Here is an 11,905-nt window from a genome sequence, read left to right on the forward strand (position 1 = left end):
TCTTAGGCAAACTTCTTCGTGACTATCCACATTGAGGAGGATTATGAACTTCAAGTCCAGAGAGCTTCCCCTTTACAGAGAAATCCCCAAAATCCAAATCAATAGAAGTCACGACACCATTCTCATAAAGTGTAAGTTTTTGTTCCTGTATTGGCAGAGTACTTTTCGACCCCACCTCATAAAACGCGAGGAAGACCTTCCATGAAACTTTATCTCTTAATTCAGATGGTGTTTCATACTCTTCATTAGGCAAGATAATCGCAGACGCCTTAAAGGCCTCCAGTTCGGCAGTCCCATCAAATACAACTCTGTTTAAGGCAGTTTCACCCTCTTTAGCCGCGAGAATAATATCTTTTAAAAAAGCAGATGGATAGATAACGTCTTTCAACTCAATATTTTGTTTTTCAGGTTCTGTGATTTCAGCCAGAACCGTTTCCCCTGCCCCCGCACGAGAAGACTTGCCAATATAACTGCTATGACCAGACAGATTGCCATCTTGTATCACTGTAAACCGATACCGTTGCCCATCTAACGCTTCCCAGGTATTAATATTAAGGTCCATATCCATTCGTTGACCAGTGCTATAAACGACACTCATTTCAAGATCGTTTGTCATGAGCCATCCACGACAATCAGTCGTCAAATCATATTCTATTTGCCCCGCCATACTGTTAATAGCCCCTTGATGCGAGCTGTTTAAACGTAGGTCATAGGTTGCTTTATGCAAAAGTAAATCGACAGAGTTTGGTTCTGCAATACTGGTATTAATAAACAATAACGCCGCAGCAGAAGCCGATAAACAAATTATTTTTTTCTGCCATTTACGCATATTAAGGAAATCCATTTCTATAAATTAAGAAGCCTAGAAAAACGCAGCCTTTATCTAAGTACTCACTATTTCAGGCAAGATTGAGGCATATTCAACGATAAAAACTATCGGGTATCAGAATTGAACTAGTCACATTTTACCCATCAATAGTCTTTTATGTAAATTTTAATGGAAAAAATTACGCCCCCCCCCTAACAGACACGCCTGTGAAAATATGTTCCTGACGTTAAAACAGAGGCTTAGTCATTACGCGATTTCTGGCATATAAATTGCTTTATTTACTTCGTTATCTTTAATTGGAAATGGTGGCGAGTGTGACTTATACGGATGCATTTAACGGATCTGACTCTTTATATCCTGCAGCTTTTGGAAAAAGTGACGACATAAAACTATCGGCAGACCGCGATAATCTTATGTTTAGACTGCGTCGTATAGCCTATACCCAGCCCAGCAAAAACAAACCAATATCAGATAAACAGATCATTGAATTATTAGAAGCCGCTGCCTTGGCAGAACAAACACTGTCCGAACAACATGAACGCATTCGTTATTTAGAAAACCTTTCGATTACAGATGAATTGACTAGCCTTCTTAATCGTCGCGGTTTCCAGGTTGAACTTGATCGTACCCTAAACCGCGCGACACGCACCGGAGACCAGGGCATCCTTGTTATATGCGATATGAATCATTTTAAATCTATCAATGATTCTTATGGCCATATGGCTGGTGACTGTGTTCTGAAAGAAGTCGCCAAGGCACTGGTAAAGCGTTGTCGGAAAAGCGATTACATCGCACGCTTAAGCGGGGATGAATTCGCGATCCTTATGCCCAACACAGCACCGGACAGGGTCGATGCAATTATCGGCAAGCTCAACAAAATTTTAAATACGCTTATCGTACGCTGGGGCCAACACGAAATCCCTGTATCCGTTAGCGTTGGGCATGAAAAATATACAGCTGGTACAAATCCCAACCAATTACTTCACCTCGCTGATAAATCTATGTACCAAAACAAAGGCAACCAGATCGCCTGTCATCTCGGCCCTAAATATATAGAAAAAAGAACACTCTAATTTTCAGTTACGCAGCTCTCTTCAAATTTCCTAAAAAAAATGCCCTGATAATATTCAGGGCATTTTTTTTCATACTACAATCAGGCCTTGATATATCTAGCCGTCAAATTCCATTGGCTTTAGATCATCAGCAAGATAATCAGCACTATCCAAAATTTCAGCAACTTCATCATCAACTGAAATTTTGGTTGTCTTTAAGTGATCCGTCTGCACATTAATCACTGCTATTTCTTCAGAATAGGCAGATACTTCTGTCGGGTCTGTTGCCCCGAGCTGTGCATCTTCGGCAAAATAGCTAACCGAGGTCTCCAAGTCAGAAACAGCCGCGATCTCTATTTCATCCACAGGAGAAAGAGGCGCAAGCGTTGCATCTGCAACTTCAAAATCAACATAATCATCACACAGTTCCCCTTCCATCAAGCGGATAAGGGCACAATCCTGTTGTGCTACGGCCGAGATACCGTGGTCAGTCAGTGTTTTCCCGCTAAAAAAGTAGCTCGCAACATCAACTGCTAAAGAAGCAACTCCAATAGCAGGAGGCAACGCACAGCCGCTCAATGTAAGCGCAAGAGTCGAAGCGACAAGAGTTTTTCGCATGATATTCCCCCCAAGAATAACGATAAGCTTTTGAGAATCATGAGTCATTTAGCTTTCCCGTGCAAGGAAAACCTCCCAAAAGATCAAATTTTATCTAATTTTCGACTCCAAGCTGCGGTTGTCTTGTCGAATACACAACCGCTACGAGTCAAAATCGCCCTGCCTAGATCAGCAGGGCGATTCGATTCTTATTACCTAATCCGGGTTACCCCTTGATCAATAGTCAGAGAATTAACTCTCTTCTGTATCTTCCAAAGGCAGATCAAGTTTGATGTGCAACTCGCGCAAACGATCTTCATCAACTTCAGCTGGAGCCTGCATAAGCGGATCTTCAGCCTTACCGTTCATCGGGAAAGCGATTACTTCGCGAATGTTTGGCTCATCAGCCAGCATCATCACCATACGGTCAACACCTGGTGCGGAACCACCGTGTGGCGGCGCACCAAACTTAAATGCTGACAGCATACCACCAAAACTCTCTTCCACATCAGAGTTACTGTAACCAGCAACTTCGAAAGCCTTATACATGATATCAGGACGGTGGTTACGGATCGCACCAGAAGACAGCTCTATACCGTTACAGACGATGTCGTACTGATACGCGTTAATGGTCAGAGGATCTTGTGTTTCCAGTGCTTCCATTCCCCCCTGAGGCATAGAGAACGGGTTATGGCTGAAGTCAATTTTTCCTGTGTCTTCATCCGCCTCAAACATTGGGAAGTCAACAATCCAGCAGAATTTGAAAACGCTCTTGTCCAGAAGATCAAGATCAGTACCCAGCTTATTACGAACATGTCCTGCAAATTTGGCAGCAGCCAATTCCTTGTCACAAGCAAAGAACACTGCGTCCCCATTCTCTAGGCCTGCAATTTCTTTGATCTTAGCCAGACGATCTTCATCTAGGTTCTTGGCGATAGGTCCCTTAGGAACGCCTTCCTTATCATAGATGATATAGCCAAGACCTGCGGCGCCTTCTTTACGTGCCCAGTCATTGAACTTGTCAAAGAAGCTACGTGGGTTTCCAGCAGTCCCCGGCGCAGGAATTGCGCGAACGACGTTACCACCTTCGATAGCACGGGCAAAAATGCCAAAGCTTGAACCACGGAATGCTTCGGTTACGTCATTGATGATAATTGGGTTACGAAGGTCGGGTTTATCTGAACCATATTTGGCCATCGATTCTGCGTAAGGGATACGCACAAACGGATAGGGAGAAACTTCGCGTCCTTCGGCAAATTCTTCAAACACACCGTGAAGCACAGGTTCGATCGCATTAAATACATCGTCCTGAGTCACATAACTCATTTCAAAATCGAGCTGATAAAACTCGCCAGGGGAACGATCTGCACGACTATCTTCATCACGGAAGCAAGGAGCAACCTGGAAATAACGATCGACACCACCAACCATCAACAGCTGTTTGAACATCTGTGGTGCCTGTGGCAGCGCGTAAAATTTACCCGGATGTATACGGCTTGGGACCAGAAAGTCACGTGCACCCTCGGGGCTTGAAGCCGTCAAGATGGGTGTTTGAATTTCCATGAAATCCTGTTCAATCATCCGACGACGCAAAGAAGAGATTACACCGGAACGAAGCTTTAGCTTCTTCACCATCTTTTCACGGCGTAAATCCAGATAACGATAACGCAGTCTTGTGTCTTCGCCAGCGTCTTCATCAGAGTTCACCTGAAGCGGCAACACTTCTGCACGGGACTGGATTTCAAGCTCACGAACGCGGACTTCGATCTCACCTGTCGGCAAAGCACCGTTGATCGTTTCAGCCGTACGAGTAACCACATCGCCTGTCACAGTGATCACAGATTCAACACGTGTATTTTCCAGCATTTCAAAAAGTGGGCTAGAAACATCAACGACACACTGGGTAATACCAAAGCTATCGCGTAGATCTACAAAAAGAAGCTGACCGTGGTCACGTTTACGGTGAACCCAACCAGAAAGGCGAACCTGCTGACCTTCATCAGAAAGGCGCAGTTCAGCACAGTTATGGGAACGATAAGGATGCATAGTATTTCCTTTGGTATTATAGCTATCTCGATCCAGCAATTTTTATGTAGAGCGATTTAAACCGAACCTTGCAGGCTATCGATTTCAATTCAAACTTTACATACTGCCAAAATCATAAATTATTCCGTTGGAAAAAGGCATCAGATTGGCAATTTGTCAAGGTTTTGCGCCTCAACTTTGAAGAAAGTGACTAAATAATTTTCACAAGCAGCAAATTATGCGGATATCCCCCCTATCAGAAAGTCATTTTTACTTATTAACCATATTCATCTTTCTAAGCAGGGATCAGGCACGTATAGTCGCGTCATGACATTGATTACATCCAGTAAAGAACTATCAGATCTCTGCCAGGACTTGGCTAAATCTGATGTCGTAACCGTAGACACAGAGTTCCTTCGGGACCAGACCTATTGGCCCAAACTCTGTCTTGTCCAGGTCGCTGATACTCATAATTATGCAGCTATTGATGTACTGGCGCCTGACATTGACCTCACACCACTTTTTGATTTGATGAAAAATCAAAGAGTATTGAAAGTTTTCCACTCTGCTCGTCAGGACCTCGAAATCTTCTGCCTTCTCATGGATGAAGTTCCTGCGCCGCTCTTTGATACACAGCTGGCAGCCATGGTCTGTGGTTTTGGCGATTCGATTGGGTATGACAATCTCGCAAAAAAACTTCTGAACGTAGATATTGATAAATCCGCCCGTTTTGCAGATTGGTCCAAGCGCCCCCTGACGCCCAAACAGATATCCTATGCCATTTCAGATGTAACCCACCTGCGGGATATCTATGCGAAATTACGTTCACAGATTGACAAAAATGGTCGTGAACACTGGCTCGCCGAAGAAATGGCCATACTTGAAGATCCAGAAACATATCGCCAGGATCCTGATACGGCTTGGCTGAGATTAAAAACGAGATCCAATGATCGTCGTTATCTTGCTATCTTGAAAGAACTGGGTGCGTGGCGAGAACGCGAAGCACAACGACGGAATACACCCCGTGGCAGGGTGGTTAAAGACGAACAGCTTTACGATATTGCTTCCAACCGGCCAACCAATGCCAAGGAACTTTCCAAGACCCGTGGTGTCTCGGTTGATATGGCCGAAGGTCGTCTTGGAAAGGAAATCCTTGCGGCAGTTAAGATCGCAATGGATCTACCTAAAGATGCCTGTCCAAAAGCAAAAGAACGCCATATCCCTAACAATGGACTTGCCGCAATCATCGACCTGCTCAGAGTTCTGCTCAAGCAATGCTGTGATGAATTTGATGTCGCACAAAAACTCATTGCCAACAGCAGCGATCTGGAAAAAATTGCGGCAGATGATAATGCCAAAGTCCGCGCACTATCCGGCTGGCGCCGCGAAGTCTTCGGTGACAAGGCGTTACGTCTAAAAAAAGGTCTCATTGCTCTTAGCATCAAGGATGGCAAGCTTGTCGTGGAGGATCTCGGCTAAACTGCGGAGAGCTAATTTCTATCTCTGCAATAGGGTTGTTACGACAGGTATTTTTCATACCTGTACGATCTATTCTTGTGCTCTATTCATAGGAATAGCATTACTATTCTCACCCCCCGCGTTAACGGCACCACAAAAGCCGCCCGCACCTTTGCTGGCCTTTCCCGTAGCATGTGACACTGATAGCGATTGCTTTATTCAACACTACTTTGATTACGATCCCGGCCCCGAAGCTCTGGACCACACCTGTGGTATTTTGACCTATAACGGGCATCAGGGCATAGATATAAGAGTTAGCTCACCACAGTGGAAAGAAAGCGGCTTCCCTGTTCTGGCTGCTGCAAAGGGCAAAATTGAAATTATCAAGGACGGGATTCCAGATCGTGCCTTGAATCAACAAGAAATCAAATCGTCCCTAGGCCTGGCACCAAAGCCAAGCAACTCAGTGGTCATTAACCACGGCGATGGTTGGCGCACACACTATGGTCATTTACGCCAAGGCAGTGTGATCGTAAAACCCGGACAAGAAGTCTCTCAGGGATCTCTTCTGGGTCTCGTTGGCCTATCTGGGTCAACAAGTTTTCCTCATTTACACTTTCATCTTTCCTACAGAGGGAAAAATATTGATCCCTTTACAGGCATGACAGGTCGTGAGGGCTGCGATCAAGCGGCAACAGGGCGTTCTTTTTGGTCAGCAGAGGCCAATGCCAAACTTGGGTACAAAGATGCTGGCGTTTTCCGTACTGGTTTTTCTGATCATTTTCCTGATTACGAAGAGCTTGATACCTTGAAGGTTGAAATCAATCTTTTCCCTGCTGATAGCAAAGAATTTTATTTTTGGGTCAGCCTATGGGGTATCCGACAGGGTGATATGGAAGAGTTAAAAATACTTTTACCCGACGGTGATGTATATCGGCGGAGTGACGAGATCGAGAAAAGCTCGGTCCAAGGGCTAAGGGGATTTTATTACAGCAGAAGCCTGCCTTTACCAGCAGGAACCTATCAAGTTAACTACAAGCTTCGTCGCAAAAAAAATCAGAGAGAACCGGAAACAATTATTAATATAGACCGGTCCATGGAAATCTCTTCACCAACAGAAATATTCTCATCACCAAACTAATATCCAGCACCTCCAATTTACATGGAAAGTACCTCAACAGTCTTAAACATCTCCCTTAGAGAAGCCTTTTTAAACGCGGTGTCGACCGTTTGTCTTTTAATGAGGTGCCACGCCCAGAAAGAGAGGGATTATTCATAAAGTAGTTATGAGCAGAGAAACTCTCCTCACACCTTTCTTTTCGAATGTAGCTACCATCAGCTTGCAAATCCCAAGATTGAGCCGTGTCATTTAATGTCGCGATCATCACCTGTTCGAGCACTTGTTGATGAACCGTTGGATTTTCAATCGGCACAAAACTCTCAACACGCCGATCAAGGTTTCGCGGCATCCAGTCTGCTGATGAAATGAAGACTTTATTTTTTCTGGATGGAATTGTGTGACCATCGCCAAAGATAACGATACGCCCATGTTCCAGATAGCGACCAACCAATGATTTAACACGAATGTTTTCCGACAAGCCCGGAACCCCCGGACGCAGACAACAAATTCCACGAATAACCAACTCGATAGACACCCCGGCCTGAGAAGCTTTGTAAAGCTGATCAATAACCTGACGATCCACAAGCGCATTCATCTTGGCCCAGATCGTGGCAGGTTTACCTTCTTTGGCCAGTTCGATTTCTCTTTGAATATGCTGCAATAACCTTTCCCTGAAGGTTAGCGGCGCATAGTCAATTTTCTCCATCGGAAGCGGCTTGGCATAACCCGTAATGTAGTTAAAAAGCTTTGCCGTATCACGGCACAATGCCTGATCAGAACTAAAGAACGAAAGATCAGTATAGACCTTGGCTGTTATGGGGTGATAGTTACCTGTTCCATAGTGCACGTATGACTTTAGCTTTTTGCCTTCACGGCGGACGACCAGCGATAATTTCGCATGGGTTTTTAGCTGAATAAATCCATAAATAACCTGAACGCCTGCGCGTTCCATATTTCTGGCCCAACGGATATTACGCTCTTCGTCAAAACGTGCTTTCAATTCCACCAATGCCGTCACTGTTTTTCCGCGTTCAGCAGCTTCGATCAGGGCTTTAACAATAGGTGAATCTTCACTGGTTCGATAAAGCGTCTGCTTGATGGACACAACAGCCGGATCTTTTGCTGCTTGACGAACGAACTGAACAACAACGTCAAAACTTTCATAGGGGTGATGAACCAGTAAATCCTTTTCCCGGATTGCCGCAAAACAATCACCCCCGAATTCTCGAATACGTTCAGGAAACCGCGGTGTATAGGGTTGAAAAACCAAATCCGGACGATCTTTCACAATAAGCCGCTTAGTATCGACAAGACCCAAGAGCCCCTCAAGAACAAACATCCTCTCGGGATCAACATCTAGTTCCCGCGTTACAAAAGCGCGTAAATTTTCCGACATATTGGCGTCAATAGAAAGACGTATACAGCTTCCTCTACGGCGGCGTTTAAGCGCACTTTCAAAAACTCGGACCAGATCTTCCGCCTCTTCCTCAATCTCGATATCACTATCTCGGAGCAACCTGAAATGCCCGACACTAATAACATCAAAGCCCGGGAATAACTGCGACAGATGCAAACGAATGACTTGTTCCAAGCGAATAAAGCGATGATGTTCGCCCGGTATTCGAATAAAACGATTTAGCTGATGCGGCATCGCAATCAAGCCATTTATATATTTGTCATCCTGCACATCTTCCAATTCCAAGACCATGCAAAACCCATGATTTGGAACAAAGGGAAAAGGATGTGCCGGATCGATCGCAATTGGTGTCAGGATGGGAAATACCTGATCCTGAAAATATTCTTCCAGCCAGACTTTATCCTGGTCGGTTAGCTCATCAACACTTAAAAGATCAAAATCTGCCTGTCTTAATTCCTGCCTTATAGAAGACCAGATAAGCTGTTGACGGTGCATCAGCTTTGCAGCTTGCGCATCGATTGCTTTCAGCTGTTGATCAGGGCTTAGCCCGTCCTGACTGCGCGAGGTAACACCCGCATTCACCTGCCCCATCAGACCAGCGACACGTACCATATAGAACTCATCCAGGTTACCTGAAGAGATCGACAGGAACCTTAGGCGTTCAAGTAAAGGGTGAGATGGATTATCAGCCTCTTCGAGAACACGTTCGTTAAAGGCAATCCAGGAAAGCTCTCGGTTTATAAACCTGCTTGGAGAATCAGCCGCAATAGACAATACTTCACCCTCTTGTTGAGAGTTATTTGCTCTTTGATCTTGTTGAGCTGCCTTAGCGGTCATAAATGTCTCCTGAATTGTGGGTAAAAGAATTCTACGTAAATACTGTAAAATAATAGTAAAAAATATATCTGGCTATCTATGTAGTATAGTCAATAGCCCAAAGAAAACTAGCTCGTAATATACTTGTGTTGTCATATGAAAAAAATTTATCTCGCACGCCACGCTACAACCCACTATCCAAAGCAAAACCAGCAAGATCGGGAGCGCCCCCTTACCGAGAAGGGACTGAACGAAGCCAGCTGGCTGAGTAAAAAAATGAGCGATGCTTCTCCGTCGATTATCATTACCTCATCAGCGGTAAGAGCCATGGAAACTTCTGCTGTTATCAAAAAGACATTAGAGCGCGGTATTGAATTGAAGAGTTTTCCTGAACTTTATCTCGCCGCTCCTCAGATTATATATAAAACGTTGATTGAATTATCTGACCAGCACACGACAATTGTACTTGTCGGGCATAATCCGGGACTTAGTCAGTTTTTGTTCGACATAAGTGGGCCAAATTCTAAGGATACAGCTTTTCAACGAATTTATGGGGGGCTTCCCCCTGCTGGATACGGTATTCTAAAAAGCACAAGCACCGTCTGGGCAGATCTGACAAAAGAAAATACAAAATTGGAACATATTTATTTTCCAGGAGAATAAGGCACAAAAAAAACCTTTGTTGCTTTACGTCTTAAACCATACCCTGATAACCAAAGATCTAGGCTTCGAGAACAGACTTAATGAAGGGTATTGTTATCTCGCGTTGCGAAGCCAAAGATTCCTGATCAAGAACAGAGACAATCTCACGCGCAGCCTGAAACGACCGATCCAACCTCAGAACCAAAAACCTTAAAACTTCTTTGGATATCGTCAACTGACGATCATAAAACAATTTTACCAGCAAGGCTTCGAACAAAAACTCGTCCGGTGCCCCCATCTCAAAGGATGGAATAGCAGATAACCGCGATGATAGATCAGGCAAGGAAACACCCCACCGAGCCGGAGCCTCTCGCCCCGTAAAAAGAAGATATCCCGCCTCTTCTCGGGCATAGTTGTACAGATGAAAAAGCTTTCGCTGTAGCTCAGCATCTTGCGTCAAGTATTCCTGAATATCATCGAGAATACACCCACCCTGTTTTTTCAAAAGCTCGGTTGGTTCTGACGTTAATAAATCCTTGGCAGTAACAAAAACAGCAGCACTTTCCATTCGCCAAACATGGGCAAGATGCGTTTTCCCGCAACCAGATGGTCCATAAAAGGCCAGTGCATGCCCCGGCCATTCCGGCCATTGATCAACACATGCGACCGCAACCTCGTTGCAAGGTGCAACAAGGAAATCTTCTCGTCCAAGGGCTGGACGATGACCAAGATCTAGCGGCAGCTGTGAACTATCCATTTATGATGTAAGCCGTTTAACTACTTCGTTATTTAGGTTGAATGCTTTACGAATCTTTATCCTGCAAATTCTTGGGGCGATTGATACCATAATAATAACGACTGTCCATATATTCGCTCAAGGCAAAACGAACACCAACACCAATAACGGCTGCAACAGGCAAAGCCAACAGCATGCCAACAAAGCCAAACAATGCACCCCCGGCCAGTAAACCGAAGATAACCCATACAGGGTGCAAACCTATTTTCTCTCCGACAAGTTTTGGGGTCAAAATGTTACCTTCTAAAATTTGCCCGGCAAAAAAGACCCCAGCAACAACCGCAATTGGCCCCCAGCTATCAAATTGGAAAAAGGCCAATCCGACAGACAAAATCAGACCAATGATGGACCCAACAAAAGGAATAAAGGAAAGCAGACCAGCCACCATCCCCAGCACAAGGCCAAAATTAAGCCCCGACAGGCTGAGGCCAACAGCATAAAACCCGCCAAGCACAAGGCAAACAGTGCCCTGACCCCGAATAAATCCGGCCAAGGTTTCATCAACTTCTTTTGCTAAACGCCGGATTGTTTCCAATTGTGACCTTGGCAACCAGCTATCTACTTTGGCAACAATTCTGTCCCAATCTCTAAGTAAATAAAAGGTCACAACAGGCGTGATAACCAGTAAGGAAACCAGATTGGCAAATGCAACTCCACCATCAATCAAACTGCCAGCAAAACGAGAAAGCCACTGTGTTACGGATTTCAGGCTGTCCCCAAAAGCTTCTTTAAGATTAACAACACTGGTCGGATCAACGCGATCTTCAATCATCAATAGCAATTTGCTCATCTGTCCCCGAACTGCTTCGACAAGTTTCGGGAGGCTTTCGACCAGGTCAACAGCCTGCCCAATCAAAGCGGGAACAAGCAGAATGAGAGCAACGATAAGTATCAATAAAAAAGCAATCGTGACGAGCGTCGTGGCCAGAACACGTGACAACCCCATCTCTTCGAGCTTGTCACACACTGGATCGAGAAAATAAGCGATTGCCATTCCCGCAACAAAGGGCAGCAAAACCGAGCGCAACACGTAGACAGATAATAGAAAAACAACCAGCCCAATAAGCCAGAATCTAATTTGCCGTTCGGCCGTCATTTTATTCCCCTCAACCGTTTATTACCGATCACAATAACCTAACTTCCCTTACAAGAG

General features: G+C 44.8%; 10 protein-coding genes. 4 read left to right on the forward strand and 6 right to left on the reverse strand.

Annotated features, from left to right (window positions below):
* Positions 1-22: 22 nt before the first annotated feature.
* A complete protein-coding gene (locus ACN0QW_RS06620) occupies positions 23-829 on the reverse strand; it encodes an EipB family protein (protein ID WP_417429877.1) in 807 nt (268 codons plus the stop codon).
* Positions 830-1,143: 314 nt separating this feature from the next.
* Between ACN0QW_RS06620 and ACN0QW_RS06625 the strand changes: the two genes are divergently transcribed.
* The gene (locus tag ACN0QW_RS06625) at positions 1,144-1,902 is read left to right on the forward strand and encodes a GGDEF domain-containing protein (protein ID WP_417429879.1); all 759 of its coding nucleotides are present in this window, start codon (positions 1,144-1,146) and stop codon (positions 1,900-1,902) included.
* Positions 1,903-1,998: 96 nt separating this feature from the next.
* On the opposite strand, the gene ACN0QW_RS06630 is transcribed toward ACN0QW_RS06625, so the two are convergent.
* A complete protein-coding gene (locus tag ACN0QW_RS06630) occupies positions 1,999-2,547 on the reverse strand; it encodes a hypothetical protein (protein ID WP_417429881.1) in 549 nt (182 codons plus the stop codon).
* Positions 2,548-2,730: 183 nt separating this feature from the next.
* Complete coding sequence (aspS, locus tag ACN0QW_RS06635) at positions 2,731-4,524, reverse strand: aspartate--tRNA ligase (RefSeq protein WP_417429883.1); 1,794 nt, start codon at positions 4,522-4,524, stop codon at positions 2,731-2,733.
* 306 nt (positions 4,525-4,830) lie between these two features.
* Between aspS and rnd the strand changes: the two genes are divergently transcribed.
* Complete coding sequence (gene rnd / locus ACN0QW_RS06640) at positions 4,831-5,982, forward strand: ribonuclease D (RefSeq protein WP_417429885.1); 1,152 nt, start codon at positions 4,831-4,833, stop codon at positions 5,980-5,982.
* The gene (locus tag ACN0QW_RS06645) at positions 5,960-7,102 is read left to right on the forward strand and encodes a M23 family metallopeptidase (protein WP_417429887.1); all 1,143 of its coding nucleotides are present in this window, start codon (positions 5,960-5,962) and stop codon (positions 7,100-7,102) included. Before rnd ends, ACN0QW_RS06645 begins: the two co-directional genes overlap by 23 nt.
* Positions 7,103-7,157: 55 nt before the next feature.
* Here the strand turns inward: ACN0QW_RS06645 and ACN0QW_RS06650 are convergent, their stop codons facing one another.
* A complete protein-coding gene (locus ACN0QW_RS06650; RefSeq protein WP_417429889.1) occupies positions 7,158-9,335 on the reverse strand; it encodes an RNA degradosome polyphosphate kinase in 2,178 nt (725 codons plus the stop codon).
* A gap of 135 nt (positions 9,336-9,470) precedes the next feature.
* Here ACN0QW_RS06650 and ACN0QW_RS06655 point away from each other — a divergent pair, with 135 nt between their 5' ends.
* Positions 9,471-9,977 (forward strand): SixA phosphatase family protein, encoded by a 507-nt coding sequence (locus ACN0QW_RS06655; protein ID WP_417429891.1) that lies wholly within the window; start codon positions 9,471-9,473, stop codon positions 9,975-9,977.
* 58 nt (positions 9,978-10,035) lie between these two features.
* Here the strand turns inward: ACN0QW_RS06655 and ACN0QW_RS06660 are convergent, their stop codons facing one another.
* Both ACN0QW_RS06660 and ACN0QW_RS06665 read right to left on the reverse strand, forming a co-directional pair.
* Positions 10,036-10,713, reverse strand: a complete 678-nt coding sequence (locus ACN0QW_RS06660) for an HdaA/DnaA family protein (protein WP_417429893.1) — start codon at positions 10,711-10,713, stop codon at positions 10,036-10,038.
* Positions 10,714-10,759: 46 nt separating this feature from the next.
* Positions 10,760-11,848: an AI-2E family transporter gene (locus tag ACN0QW_RS06665; protein ID WP_417429895.1), complete on the reverse strand. Its 1,089-nt coding sequence runs from the start codon at positions 11,846-11,848 to the stop codon at positions 10,760-10,762.
* Between the last annotated feature and the right edge of the window lie 57 nt (positions 11,849-11,905).

Source organism: Kiloniella sp. (assembly GCF_048259265.1).
Lineage (GTDB): Bacteria > Pseudomonadota > Alphaproteobacteria > Kiloniellales > Kiloniellaceae > Kiloniella.